14 protein-coding genes, 3 tRNA genes and 1 pseudogene are annotated in these 12813 nt (G+C 71.2%); 10 read left to right on the plus strand and 8 right to left on the minus strand.

The window, feature by feature from the left end; all coding sequences use genetic code 11:
* The 4 genes and pseudogenes from ACFXAM_RS09545 to crcB (ACFXAM_RS09560) all read right to left on the minus strand — a co-directional run.
* Positions 1–499 (minus strand): annotated as a pseudogene (locus tag ACFXAM_RS09545) (hypothetical protein); the annotation flags it as partial.
* Positions 500–676: 177 nt separating this feature from the next.
* Positions 677–1051, minus strand: coding sequence for a fluoride efflux transporter CrcB (gene crcB, locus ACFXAM_RS09550; RefSeq protein WP_380289174.1), 375 nt, complete (start codon positions 1049–1051; stop codon positions 677–679).
* Positions 1048–1446, minus strand: a complete 399-nt coding sequence (locus ACFXAM_RS09555) for a DUF190 domain-containing protein (protein WP_380289176.1) — start codon at positions 1444–1446, stop codon at positions 1048–1050. Before ACFXAM_RS09555 ends, crcB (ACFXAM_RS09550) begins: the two co-directional genes overlap by 4 nt.
* Positions 1443–1925 (minus strand): fluoride efflux transporter CrcB, encoded by a 483-nt coding sequence (gene crcB, locus ACFXAM_RS09560; protein ID WP_380289178.1) that lies wholly within the window; start codon positions 1923–1925, stop codon positions 1443–1445. Before crcB (ACFXAM_RS09560) ends, ACFXAM_RS09555 begins: the two co-directional genes overlap by 4 nt.
* 70 nt (positions 1926–1995) lie before the next feature.
* Here crcB (ACFXAM_RS09560) and ACFXAM_RS09565 point away from each other — a divergent pair, with 70 nt between their 5' ends.
* The 8 genes from ACFXAM_RS09565 (at position 1996) to ACFXAM_RS09600 (ending at position 6678) form a co-directional block, all read left to right on the plus strand.
* Positions 1996–2337 carry a metallopeptidase family protein gene (locus tag ACFXAM_RS09565; RefSeq protein ID WP_350547852.1) on the plus strand — a complete coding sequence of 114 codons (342 nt, stop codon included), beginning with the start codon at positions 1996–1998 and terminating at the stop codon, positions 2335–2337.
* A gap of 101 nt (positions 2338–2438) precedes the next feature.
* Positions 2439–2511, plus strand: a tRNA-Glu gene (locus tag ACFXAM_RS09570).
* Positions 2512–2566: 55 nt separating this feature from the next.
* Positions 2567–2640: transfer RNA gene (locus tag ACFXAM_RS09575), tRNA-Asp, on the plus strand.
* Positions 2641–2667: 27 nt separating this feature from the next.
* Positions 2668–2741, plus strand: a tRNA-Phe gene (locus tag ACFXAM_RS09580).
* A gap of 236 nt (positions 2742–2977) precedes the next feature.
* On the plus strand, positions 2978–3787 hold the full coding sequence (locus tag ACFXAM_RS09585) for a hypothetical protein (protein WP_380289180.1): 810 nt from the start codon (positions 2978–2980) through the stop codon (positions 3785–3787).
* A gap of 8 nt (positions 3788–3795) precedes the next feature.
* Entirely contained in the window at positions 3796–4506 is a 711-nt protein-coding gene (locus ACFXAM_RS09590) for an SMI1/KNR4 family protein (RefSeq protein ID WP_380289182.1), read from the plus strand.
* A 34-nt stretch (positions 4507–4540) separates the two neighbouring features.
* Positions 4541–5725, plus strand: a complete 1185-nt coding sequence (locus ACFXAM_RS09595) for an NADAR family protein (RefSeq protein WP_380289184.1) — start codon at positions 4541–4543, stop codon at positions 5723–5725.
* Between the two features lie 530 nt (positions 5726–6255).
* Entirely contained in the window at positions 6256–6678 is a 423-nt protein-coding gene (locus tag ACFXAM_RS09600) for a hypothetical protein (protein WP_380289186.1), read from the plus strand.
* 76 nt (positions 6679–6754) lie between these two features.
* Here ACFXAM_RS09600 and ACFXAM_RS09605 read toward each other — a convergent pair whose 3' ends face one another.
* The 4 genes from ACFXAM_RS09605 to ACFXAM_RS09620 form a co-directional block, all read right to left on the minus strand.
* A complete protein-coding gene (locus ACFXAM_RS09605; RefSeq protein ID WP_380289188.1) occupies positions 6755–7522 on the minus strand; it encodes a DUF6928 family protein in 768 nt (255 codons plus the stop codon).
* A gap of 135 nt (positions 7523–7657) precedes the next feature.
* Positions 7658–8866 carry a tyrosine-type recombinase/integrase gene (locus ACFXAM_RS09610; protein ID WP_380289190.1) on the minus strand — a complete coding sequence of 403 codons (1209 nt, stop codon included), beginning with the start codon at positions 8864–8866 and terminating at the stop codon, positions 7658–7660.
* The gene (locus tag ACFXAM_RS09615; RefSeq protein WP_380289277.1) at positions 8866–9054 is read right to left on the minus strand and encodes a helix-turn-helix domain-containing protein; all 189 of its coding nucleotides are present in this window, start codon (positions 9052–9054) and stop codon (positions 8866–8868) included. Before ACFXAM_RS09615 ends, ACFXAM_RS09610 begins: the two co-directional genes overlap by 1 nt.
* A gap of 657 nt (positions 9055–9711) precedes the next feature.
* Positions 9712–10344: a helix-turn-helix domain-containing protein gene (locus ACFXAM_RS09620; protein WP_380289192.1), complete on the minus strand. Its 633-nt coding sequence runs from the start codon at positions 10342–10344 to the stop codon at positions 9712–9714.
* Positions 10345–10971: 627 nt separating this feature from the next.
* Between ACFXAM_RS09620 and ACFXAM_RS09625 the strand changes: the two genes are divergently transcribed.
* Positions 10972–12018, plus strand: coding sequence for a hypothetical protein (locus ACFXAM_RS09625; protein WP_380289194.1), 1047 nt, complete (start codon positions 10972–10974; stop codon positions 12016–12018).
* A gap of 80 nt (positions 12019–12098) precedes the next feature.
* On the plus strand, positions 12099–12728 hold the full coding sequence (locus ACFXAM_RS09630; RefSeq protein ID WP_380289279.1) for an ATP-binding protein: 630 nt from the start codon (positions 12099–12101) through the stop codon (positions 12726–12728).
* Positions 12729–12813: the final 85 nt, after the last annotated feature.

Here is a 12813-nt window from a genome sequence, read left to right on the forward strand (position 1 = left end):
GGCGGGGCGCGGGGCTGGTGTTCGCGCCACCGGCGCCGCCGGTCACGCCGGGCGCGGACTCGCCGGTGGCCGCCGCCGGGACCGGCTCGATGCCGGCGGGCGCGCCGTTCACGCCGCCCCCACCGTTGCCGCCGCCCGCGCCCGCCGCACCGTTCACGCCCCCGCCCGCCTCACCGGGGGCCGCGTTCGTCCCCCCGGCCGGCGCGCTCTGCGCCTGCGTGCCCGCCGCCCGCTCCGAGCGCCCGGCCGCGACCCCCGGGTGGCCGGCGCCGCTCGGCGAGGCCGAGGCGGTCGTCCCGGGCCTGGTCGGCGTCCCCGCCTGGCCGACCGGCACCACACCGTGCCGCTCGTCCGCGCCCGGCCCGACCGACATGCAGCCGGTCAGCCCCAGCCCGGCCACCGCCAGGACCGCCGCGCCGCGCACCACGGCACTCCGGACCACCGCCGTGTCCCGCTCCGTCACCGCACGCACCACCCGCACCGCACGCATCGCCGCCACCGAGTCCCTCTCCTGCACCCGCCCCGCCCCGGCCGCCCACCCACGCGCGCGGCCACCCTTGCGGGTGTCCAACGCCCGCCCGGGGCGCGCGGACACGGGTGGCACGGCCGGAAGCACCCGGACGGGCACCCGCAGGAGCGCCGGACGAGCGCCCGCAGGAGCCCGGGCCGCCCGCGTTCAGCCCCAGAGCGCCGCGGCCAGCTCCGCACCCGCGTACACCGCCGCCAGGCCCGCCGCGACGCTGCCCGCCACGTTCGCCAGCGCGTACCGCCCGGCCCCGCCGACGGCCAGCCGCAGCGTCTCGTACGAGAACGTCGAGTACGTGGTCAGCGCCCCGCACAGCCCGGTCCCGAGCAGCAGCTGGACGTGCGAGGACGCCGCGCCGGCCGCCACCGCCCCGGTCACCAGCCCGAGGACCAGGCAGCCGGACACGTTCACCACGAAGGTCCCCCACGGGAACACCGAGTCGTGCCGGGACTGCACGGCCCGGTCGGTCAGGTACCGCACCGGCGCGCCGACCAGCGCCCCGGCCACCACCAGCAGCCAGTTCACGCCGCCCCGCCCTCCTCCGCCGCCCCGGCCGGCCCCGGTCCGCCGGGGCGTCCGGCGTACCGGAGCACCTCGCACCGCTCCAGGGTCACCAGCCCCTCCACCGCCAGTCCCTCCAGCTCGGGCAGGAACGCCCGCACCCGCTCCTCCGCGTCCACGATCACCACCGCCACCGGCAGGTCCTCGCTCAGCGACAGCAGCCGCGCCGTGTGCACCATCGAGGACGCGCCGAACCCCTCGACCCCCCGGAACACGCTCGCCCCGGCCAGCCCGGCCGCCCGCGCCCGGTGCACGATCTCGCTGTACAGCGGGCGGTGCCGGCACCGGTCGTTCTCGCCGACCAGCACCGTCAGCCGCAGCGCCGGTCCGCCCAGCCGGGGCCGCCCCGCGCCCGTCACACCGGCCGCCCGGGCCCGCGCAGCAGCAGACGGCGCGTCACCGCGGCCGCCGCCCAGACCGCCGTCAGCGCCGCCACCAGGGTCAGCCCCAGGTACGCCACGGCCGGTCCGGGCCGCCCCTCCTCCAGCAGCCGGCGGACGTCCACCGCGTACGTCGAGAAGGTCGTGAACCCGCCGAGCACGCCCGTGCCGAAGAACGGCCGCAGCAGCGGATGGGCCGGCCGGCCCTCGGTGACCACCACCAGGAAGACCCCGATCACGGCGCACCCGACCACGTTCACCAGCAGCGTCGTCCACGGGAACGCCGAGGGTCCGGTCGTCCACAGCAGCCCCGCCCCGTACCGGGCCGTCGCCCCCAGCGCTCCGCCGGCGGCCACCACCGCCACCGCCGGCCCCTGCCCGCGCAGCACCGGCGGACGCCGCCGCCGGGCCGTCCCGGCCGCCGCACCGTCCGCCACCAAGTCCTCCGAGGTCGCCACAGACCCATGAAACACCGGCCCCGACCGCCTGGCACACCGTCACCGCAGACCCGACAATGAACCGGTGGAGATGACCCGGGAAGAGTTCGAGGTACTGGTCGCCGACGCGCTCGACCGGATCCCGCCGCAACTCGCCGCGATGATGGACAACGTCGCCGTCTTCGTCGAGGACGAGCCCGACCCCGCCGACCCGGAGCTGCTCGGCCTCTACGAGGGCACCCCGCTCACCGAGCGCGGCGAGTGGTACGCGGGCGTCCTGCCCGACCGGATCATCGTCTACCGCGGCCCGACCCTGCGCCTGTGCGAGGACCGCGAGCAGGTCGTCGAGGAGGTCCGCACCACGGTCATCCACGAGGTCGCCCACCACTTCGGTTTCGACGACCACGAGCTCGACGAACTCGGCTGGTCCTGACCCCGCCGCCCACCCGGCCGAAACCCGTTTTGGCGTTCGGCCCCGCATCCCATATGCTTCTCGACGTCCCCGAACGCTGGAAACAGCCGGACAGGCCGCAAGCCCTCATCGTCTAGTGGCCCAGGACGCCGCCCTTTCAAGGCGGTAGCACGGGTTCGAATCCCGTTGGGGGCACGCAGTACCGTAGTAAAGTGTTGTGCCGCAAGACCTGAGTGGTTCGCCACTCCAAGGTCCCGTGGAGCAGTTGGTTAGCTCGCCACCCTGTCAAGGTGGAGGTCGCGGGTTCAAGTCCCGTCGGGATCGCTCGTCTCGCAAGAGACGGTGCAGTACGGCCAGGTAGCTCAGTTGGTACGAGCGTCCGCCTGAAAAGCGGAAGGTCGCCGGTTCGACCCCGGCCCTGGCCACAACGTATGACCAGGCATGATGCCCCTGAAGCAGGTCGCTTCGGGGGCATTTTCGTGCCGTTTGACGCCAACGCTGACGCCAACGGCCCCGAATCGCTCTGGATCTGAGCAGCCAAGATGGCTGCTCCCGGCAATGGGAGCACATGACGTCGATCACAGGACGTTGCCCCGCAAGGGCGGCCGGCGTCCGCAGAATCCCGTTGATCCCCTCCAGCCGAGACTGACACGATCGCCCGGTGGTGACTCCGGAGGACCTCGTCGGTCGGCAAGTGCAAGGCGTGACGTGCTCGTGGTTCCACTCCCGCGACGGCGGTGGCGCGCCCGAGCTGTTGCACATGTGGCTGCATGTGGAGGACCTCGGCCCGGTCCGGTTCCACACGCTGGACCACATACTTGATCTTCGGATCGATGAGCCCCACGACTCCTACGACATGGACACGCTTGGGCATGTCACGGTCAGCCTCGCACCGGATGAGTTCCCTCTCGCACCGTTCGCAGGCAACACGGTCGTCTCCATCCAGCACATCCGACAGCTGTCCATCGACAGCCGCGTCGGCTTCAAGATGACGTTCCAGGTTGGAAGTGTTCGGGTCCTCGCTCTGGCTGATGATCTGGTCGTCACGGCAGCCAGGCTGCCGGGGGGCTGGGAAGACGACCTGGTTCTTGATCCACCGGACACCGACCCGGCGTCCGAGGTTATGCTCCGCATCCTTGCGGAGCAGACTCAGGTCTGCAGGGCGGCACGGGAGGCAGTACTCACAGGCGGTGCCTGCAGGATCGGGGACGGAGTGGTGCCCGCGGAGGTGCTGGCCGGTACTTACGCTGTCCGGCTCGAACACACCCGGGCCGCGAACATCGAGACCATCGGGCTGCCCGAGACCGTGGCGGCCCTGAGGGAGCACGGCGCTCAGCCGGTCCAACTGGGGTCCATCGACAGTCCGGACGGCTCATGGCACTTCGTGGTCTTCCTCGCCACTGACGGTTCGCTGGCGGCCTGCACGGGCGTTCGAAAGATCAGCCCCGAGACAACCTGGGATCGTGGGTAGGCTCGATCATGACGGGCAACGCACAAGGGGCGGAGATCGCCGACTCAGGAGTGGACTGGTCGGGAGTTCGGGAGCAGGTTCTGGCCCTGCGGGACGCCCCGTTCGCGGGTGAGGTCTTCGGGGCTCGTTGGCAGGGTTTCGGGCATGACTTCCTGGTGGAGCCGCCCCTCAGCGAGACCGAGCTGGCGGAAGCCGAGGAAGAACTCGGCGTGTCCCTTCCGCCGGACTACCGCACCTTCCTCCTCGAAGTGGGCGCGGGCGGAGCGGGCCCCTTCTACGGGGTCTTCCCGCTGCGGCGCGACGAGCAAGGCTGGCACTGGTTGGACGGCAAGGTCCGAAGCGACAACACGCTCCTGGGGAAGCCGTTCCCTTCCACAGAGGAGCGGGCTCGCTGGGCGGAGGAACTCGACGCTCGCGAGCCCGTCAAGGACCGCTTCGCCGACGAGCAGTCCTATCTCGCGGCGTACCGCGCCTGGGACGACGAGTGGGAGAAGCTCAACGACGCGATGACAGCCGGGGCGGTATGCCTCAGCCACGAGGGATGCGGCTACTACACATGGCTCGTCGTGACCGGGCCAGAGCGTGGCACCCTCTGGAAGGACCTGCGGGCCTGCGACGGCCCCCTCCAACCGCTCTCCGCCGCCGGTCACGGCGTCAGCTTCAGCGAGTGGTACCTGGATTGGCTGGCCAAGGCAACCAGCCAAGCTCGCGGTCGGTGAGTTCCAAGGCGGCCCCACCGAGTAGCGTGCACCCATGACGTGGCGGGGACCGACGTATCGAACGGTGGACGGGGAGAGAATCGACGGGGCCTGGTGCCACGTCTGGCAGCGGAGTCGATGGGATGCCGAGTACTACCTCGACGACCTGATCGTCTTCGCGGACGGCGCCGTCAGGTGTCAGGACCGGACTGACCTGGCCGGCCTGGAGAGGCTCCTGGCCTCGGGCCGAATCTCCGTGACACGGCCCGGCGCTCCCGCTCTTCCTGACGAACCCTCGAAGTGGCGCTCCCGCCACGGTGAACCGTTGACCCCGGAGGGCTTCCTGAGCGAGGTCGCCGACAAGATCGAGGAACTCAACGGCCGACCGACCACCGGGCAGCGCTGCTGGGAGGCGATCCGCCGCTACCAGCAGGAGCCCGAGGAGCGGAATCGCGAGCTCCTTCGAGACGCCTATCTGGCAGTCCCAGCTCACCGCAGGATCTATGTCCTCGGCGACATGGACCTTCAGGACCGCCCCTTGCGGATCCTGCTCACCGACCTGGGTGAGGCCGTGAACGGGGATGGCCCGGTCGTGACGGCGGACATGCATCAGGAGTCCCTGGACTACTTCCGTCGCGGGGACGAAGGCGTGGCCCGCGAGCAGGAGAGGCGCGCCGTCCAGTACGCCGACGATCCGAGCGGGCCCGGCCAGGCGGCCGTCATCTCCCACCAGACCGTCTTCCCGCAGGGCTGGCCCAAGGCACTGGGCCTGTTCGTACTGCGCAACGACTACCCGGCGCAGATCACCTTCGCTGGCGGGACCTACCCGTCCGTGCTCCACGGCTACTGGGCCCTGTCGGCGGCCGACGCGGCCGATCGCCTGCGGATCCAGAAGGCGCCGTCCGGGCGAGAGGCACAAGACCTGGGAGGCCGGGCGGGCCAACGAGCGGACTGGCCTGCCGTCCGGCTCGCGGTCATGGGCGGACTGCTGCGCGCGAAGTTCACCCAGCACCCCGAGGTCGCCGCAGTCCTGCTCTCCACCGGGGGCGCGACGATCAGCTACACCGGCTTCTCGGACTCGCCCTTCTGGCGGGACGCTCCCGACAGCCGCGGGCGGAACTGGATGGGCCGCCTCCTTGAGCTGGTCCGGTCCGAGCTCCTAGCCGAGCTGTCGCTCGGCGGCCACCGCGATCCCGAGAGTCCAGCAGTGGCCGGGAAGTCCACGCGGTCGCAGATATGACGGGTGCCCACGACGGCCGGCTGCCGCCGGCAACGCCGAAGTCGACACCCACGACCGGGAGCACCGATTCGGGGGAGGTCGACGACCGGGACTTGGCGGCGCACCTGGCGGTCCAGGCGTTCATCGAGATCCGGTACCTGGCCGGCCGCGCTCGGCGGCTTCCGGAGGAGCTCTCGTCCGACGACGCCCTCGACCGCATCAGGCTCCTGGCCGACCTGGGCCACAACCTGCCCGTGGGCACCGGGCCGCGTGCTCGGCGCCCCGTCCGTGGGAAGCACGAAGGCAGGCGGGAACGGGCGATGAGGGAACGGCCGATGAGCTGGCTCTGGAACACTGCCGGCCTGGAGAAGCGAGCCTGGATCGTTTCGCACGTCGAGGATGCCGGACTCCGTTGGACTCCCCCGCCTCCGCTCCCGACCCCGCGCAAGGGGGTCCCCCCGCTCAGCGCGCGGCAACGCCTGGGCCTGCTGGCAGGCTGGCCGGTGAAGACCCCTGCCGGCCGTCGGCCCCTGCCCCGCGAGGCGCGGGTCATGAAGGCTCTGGACAACGAGGCGGTCTTCGCCCTCCACGAGGAAGCCGGGCGCCTGCGGCTCGGTCTGGGCGGGAGCAGTCCGTGGCTCCAAGCCCACCTCGCGCCGGGCGGTCCCCACTACCTGTTCCCTGATCCGGCCGACTACTACTGGCCGGACCCGGAGGCGGGGCGACGCTGGTGGCAGTGCCGCGTGCTCCTGACGATGTTCGACGGCGAGCAGGTCAGCAGCATGCTGGCCGTACTTCCCGAGACCTTCATTGCCCTGCCCTCAACAGTGCCGCGCTTCAAGCAGCGTCATCTCGCCCACATCTCTCGCGCCACCGAACGGGACACCAGCCTCTGGGGCCGGGGCCACAAGACGCGCTGCGGCCCGGAGCACTGCGGATACGTCCCCGCCGAGGAGGAGACCACCTCGACGTGACCGCCTGCTCATGCAGGACTGGCTCCAGGCAGTCGTCGCGCTACGGGGAGGGGCCGACAGCTCAAACCCGCGCCCGTCACCGCCGGTCGACCACGATCAAGGTGCCATCGGGACCGTAGGTCAACATCCGCGGCGGCCCCATCCTGCTGACGGCTGCCCGCAGCACGGCCTCCTTCTCCGCCGGCGTGGGCCCACCCGGCACCGTGAGGTGGAAGCCTCGCAGTGCCACCTCGTACGGATCGATGTCGTCGGGCTCGGGCATACCCTCCAGCACGAAGCCGAAGAAGGCGCGCAGTGCCTCCTCCCCGAGTTCGAGGGGGTGGAACGCCAAGGGGTACGGGTCCTGCTCGCGCCACGCCTCGTCCAGTTCCACCGGGTGCTCACCGGCCCAGAACGGCGCCTCGAACGCGAAGCGCTCGCCGATGTCCTCCACCACCCCGCTGTCGGGCGAGAGGCTGAGCGAGCGGACCAGCTGCCCGTCCTCCCAGACCGCGAAGGCCAGGAAGTCCACCACACTGTGCATCCAGTGCACGACGAGCCGACGCCCCGCGCTCGCGTCGATCAGGTGCTGCGGCAACCGTGAGGGGTAGTCGCTCATCCAGTGCCGGTCGCAGACAACGTCCACTCCGGGGAAGCTGCCCAGGTAAGCGGTCCCGTCCGGCGGGTAGGTCGCGTCGCCGAGCTCGCACCCAGCCGCCTCCGTGACCTCCCACCCAGGGTAGAGACGGCCGACCAGCTCCGCAGTCCGCTCCGGATCCGCTTCCGCTTCCGCTTCCGCCGACAGCCGCAGCGGGCCGGGCGAAGCAGCATCCATGTAGACGAGTAGTCCGGTCTTGGCTCCCACGTGTCGGCCCCTCTCCAGAACGATGACCCCTGGTTCCGGGGCAGGCCGCAAGCTACCAACCGCGTAAGACACCGGTGCCCGGCAAGACCTGGGTCTTGCCGGGCACCGGACGAACTGATGAGCCAAAGCGCGAGGCTAGAAGAGCGCCTCCCCGAGGCGGCTCAGGGCCTTGAGGCGTTCGGCGAGGGAGGCGTGCGCGTAGACCTTCATGGTCACGCCGACATCGCTGTGGCCGGCGATCTCCCGGACGATGTGCGGGGGGACGCCGAGGTCGAGCAGCAGGGTGATGCAAGTGTGGCGGAGGTCGTGGAAGCGGAGGTCGTCCAGGCCGAGACGACCGCGGACCGCGTGCCAGCTGCGGCGCAGGTTGTCCGGCTCGTACGGGGTGCCGATCCGGGACGGGAAGACAAGGTCGTTCTCCTGCCAGTCCATGCCGGCGGCGGCGCGCTCGACGGCCTGACGCTCCCGGTGGTCCACGAGGGCGGCGAGGACCGGCGCGGGCAGCGGCAGGGTGCGCTCGGAGGACAGCGTCTTGGGAAGGACGAGCCGCAGCTCGCCGTCGACCCGCTGGAGGTTGGTGCTCACCGTGAGGGTGCCGCGCTCTAGGTCGACGGAGCTCCAGCGAAGGCCGAGCAGCTCACCCCGGCGCATGCCGAGCATCAGCGCGAGGACGTACAGGGTGTGCAGGCGGTGGCCGCTCAGCTCCTTGAGCACGAGCTTGGCCTGAGCGGTGGTCAGGCCCTTGCCGATCCGGTAGTCGGGCGCGGGGACCTTCACGAGCTTGGCCACGTTCTTGTGGATCAGCTCCTCCCGCACGGCGTGCTCCAGCGCGTTGCGGAGCACGGCGTGCACGGACTGGATCATCCGCGCGGACAGCAGCCGCTTGCAGCACTCACCTGCGGCACAGCAGATCGGCTTGGGCCGCTGCGCGTCCCAGCCGCCCTTGCAGCACTGGCATTCGGCACGCACCCGGTTCAGCCAGACGCGGACCTCCTGGGCGCGCAGGTCGCGCAGCCGTTTGGTGCCGAGGCCGGGTATGAGGTGGACGCGGACCACGCTCTCGTAGCCCTGGTAGGTCTTGGGCCGGCGGTTGGGCAGGACCTCCTCGGCGAGCCAGTAGTTGAGGTACTGGCCAACGTTGGAGTCGGTGTCGGGCAGCGGGATGCCGTTGATGGCGTCGGCCTGCAGCTCGACGAGGGCGTTGTGGACCTCGTCCCAGGTCTTGCCGTAGATGGAGACCCGCTTGCGGAGGCCGGAGGTGGTGATCACGTAGGCGCGGCCGTGGTAGCGGCCGTCCTTGCGCAGGGTGATGCTGCCCGCGCCGTTGGGGTTGCGCTTGGCCATCAGGCTGCCACCTCCGCGAGCTCGGCGACGAACGTCCGGACGACGGCGGCCGGGACGCGGCGGGAACGGCCGATGGTCACCGAGGGCAGGCGGTGGGTGCGGATGAGGTCGTAGACGGTGGACCGGCCGAGCTGGAGCTGGGCCATGACGTCCGGGATGGTCAGCAGGAGCTGCTCGTGCGGGGCCATGGGGTCGGCCGCGCCGGCCGTAGCGGCGACGGGTGCCGAGGCGAGGACCGGACCGCCGAGCGAGCCGGCGGCTTCGGCGGAGGTGAGCGACGGCGGCGCCGGGACCATCGGCGAAGCAACGATCGAGAGTGCCATGCTAGGGACAGGACCCTTCAGTTGGCGGGCGTGCGAGCGCCCAGGTGCGGAGGGATCTGGCCCGGCAGGGGCGAAGGTTTGGCGACTGGACGCCTCTGCCGGGAACAGGAGAGAAGTCCCGACCGGCCCGGTGCGGGGCGGCGGGTGACTGGGAAGAAGCTGTCGGCCCGAAGGCGGCACCGGGACGTGGTCACCGGCGACAGCGTGGATGGACCGTCAGATCGGTCTGTGGGCCGCGCTCGCGGCGGGCATGGCAGGTACGGCGAGACGGCCGAGAATGACCTCGACCTGGGCCGGGCCAGTGGCAGTCTGGCCGACGGCATGGCGACGCGTGGATAGCACGCGGTTCCTTCCCCGGTGGTTGGTGGGCGGCAACCCGGCACCGTGGCTGATCGTCGTGGATGGGCGTTTCACGCGGTTGGTAGCCGCAGTGGGGTGTGACAGTAGCTCTGGATTCCGGCCGCACCAAATGGCACGGCGACGGCCGAGGGGTGCTCGGGCGGTCGGCCAGGAACGGGCTGGTTACTGGTCGATCTCCGAGGACTCCAGGTAGGCGAATTCATCAGGCAGCACGGGGGGCACGACCTCCAGTTCGCGCATGCGAGCACGCCAGTTGCGGAGCGACTGGATGTCTCGTGCGTGAATCCTGTCGAGCTCGGCGACCATGTCGAGGAACTTCGCCCGGTGCTCGGGATCTCTGGCCAGAGCCGCCTCGCGGCGCTTCTCCTCGCCCAGCTCGCGGCTGAGCATCGCGACCGAGACGAGGATGCCGTGCTCGCGGAACATGTTGAGCACGGTCTGCGTGGGCGCCTTCATCGCCTCCTCCCGCGACTCACCAGTCACCCAGGCCACCGCGTCCCACATCGACACTTCCCGCCCCGGCAGCACCTCGATGGTGGGGGCGGTACCGAGAGGGAAAAGCATGGTGATCGGGGGCACTCCGAGGACCTCCGCAAGGACGAGAAGCTCGGCAACATCGACACTCGCCCGCCGACCGCTCTCGAGGTTGGCGATCACGGTGCGCGGGATCGGGTACCCGAGCGCAGCGCATGCGTCGGTGACGTCCTGGGCGCTCAGGCCGAGCTCCTTGCGCCGCGCTCGAAGAGCGTCGGCCACGCGGGCTGTCACCTTGGACGGCCAGTCGGTCTGTGTCATGGATGCAAAATTAGCTCCGATTGTGTGTCGCCGCAAGTCCGTGGTAGGGATTGGGGCAACGACTTCCCGACCCACCGGACGAGGTGAGCCCATGAGTACACAGGAAGACCGGCCTGCTGTGTCGCAAGCCGAAGCCGCGGAGGAGTTCTCCAGACTTTCGCGCGGTGGCCGCTTCCGCCCCGCTAACGCGTAGCCCGAGCGGGCGCGTGCCCGAGCGCTGCCGGTAGACCGTGTCGAGCAGCCTCGCGACATCGGGCGGACCGCCCTGTCTGCCGTGAGCGGATGGGGCCGCTTCGCGTTGGATCTTCGAGGGGGACCGACATAGTGTCGAGCTCGCGCCGCCAAGCGGACGGTCGCTTCAACACCCTCTGCACGGCTGGAAGTTGACCAGCCCTACCGGCTCCATCGAAGGGGCCGCCCACCTACACCGAGGCCCCCGGTGCTACCAACACCGAGGGCCTCCACGGATCCCCTAACCGCCCATCCACGACGATCGACCACGGTGACCGGATTGCCGTCCGAAATGTCACCGGGGAAGGAATCTCCGTGCCCAAGCGTACGACGCCGCGTGCCGCCAGCGCACGCCTCCTCTCGCACGCCCCCTCCCCGAAGGCGGGGTGGTAGGCCATGGCGCGCATCCGCACCATCAAGCCCGAGTACCCCGTCTCGGAGGACCTCGCCTCAGTCTCCCTGACCGCCGAGCGCACGTTCCTGTGCCTGCTCACCCAGGCCGACGACGAGGGACGCCACCGCGACAACGCGGCCGTCCTCAACGGCGCCCTGTGGTCGCTGCGGCCCGAGCACACCGCGCTCGACACCGAGGACGAGCTTCGCCAGCTCGCCGAGACCGGCCTGATCTGCCGGTACACCGGCTGCGACGGCCGCCAGTACCTCCACATCACCAAGTGGCACGAGCACCAGAAGATCTCCCACCCCACCCCCTCGCGCCTGCCCGCCTGCCCCGTCCACGAGAGCGCCGGCTGGTGCGGCAAGTGCAAGGCCAAGGGCCAGGGCTGCGCGCACCCGGCTCCGGAGAACTTCCGGAGCCTTCCGGAACCGCTCGCGGCCCTCGCGGAGACCGTCCCCGCCCAACGGCCCTTCTCGGCCGACGTCGAGCCCGCCCCCGCAGCGGCCCTGCCGGTGCCCGATGCGGCAGCTCCGAGCGAAAGCGCAGGTCAGGAGGCTTCTCCGGAGTATTTCCGGAGGGCTCCGGAGAACGTCGTGCCTGGACCATGGACCTTGGACCATGGACCTACCCCTAAAGGGGGCGGCTTCGCCGCGCCCACCCCGGCACCCTCGTCGGCAGCACCCGACCGGGACGGCCCGATCCTGGTCGCCGCGCCCACCGGCAAGCCGTCGGTGAACGCGGGCGACCTGCTGGCCGAGTACGTCGCCGGCTGCCCGAAGCCGGTACCGGGAGGCGTGCGGGGGCACCTCGGCAAGGTCATCAAGGAGCTGCTCGACGGCGGCACCGGCGCCGACGACATCCGTGCCGGGCTGCGGCTGTACGCGGCGAAGCCGATGAGCCCGAGCGTGCTGCCGAGCATGGTCCACGAGGCGATCAACGCCCAGCCCGCCGGGGCCACCCACGCCGGGCAGAGCGCTGCCCGCGCGCCGTACCGGCCCTTCGCCAACCCGGCCGACGCCCGCGACTACTACGAGGGGGACCTGTGACCAGCCTGCCCAACCCCCGCCGCACGGACGAGCGTCGCGAGCCGCAGCCGGCCTCCGGCGCCGTCCTGCGCCTGGAACGGATGCTGGCCGCCAAGGGGATCGACCCCGACCGGCCCCTGGCTGACACCGACCAGCCCTCCACCGCGCTGGAGCTCGCCGACCGCCGCATCCCGCCGCGCTACCGCCTCGCCGAAGCCGACCACCCGGAGGTCACCACCTGGGTCCAGCAGGTCACCCTGGCCTGCCGACCCGGCCCCAGCCGCACCCCCGGCATCGCCCAAGGGCCCTCGCTCCTGATCGCCGGACCCACCGGCTCGGGCAAGACCCACCAGGCGTACGGGGCGATCCGCAGCCTGCTGAAGGCCGGTGTGCGCCTGCGCTGGACCAAGCTCACCGCCACCGAGCTGTACGCCTCCCAACGGCCCCGCCAGGGCACCGACACCGAGCGGGAGATGCGCGACCTCATGACCTGCTCGCTGCTGGTCCTCGACGACCTCGGCGCCGCCAAGGCGTCCGAGTGGACCGAGGAACTCACGCTGCGGCTGGTCGACCACCGCTACGAGCACCTGCTCCCGACGATCTTCACCACCAACCTGGCGCCCGGCGATATCAAGAACGCCCTCGGCGACCGCACCGCCTCCCGCCTCGCCGAGATGTGCGAACGCGCCATCCTCACCGGCAGCGACCGTCGCAGGCTACGCGTCGCCTGACCGGCGCTGGCGCTCAGCGCCGCCCGGTCAGCGCGCCGGCCTTCCCCGAACTTCACCCCGCCCTTCGCCTCGCCGCTTCGCCATG

This window comes from Kitasatospora sp. NPDC059462 (assembly GCF_042749955.1).
GTDB lineage: Bacteria > Actinomycetota > Actinomycetes > Streptomycetales > Streptomycetaceae > Kitasatospora.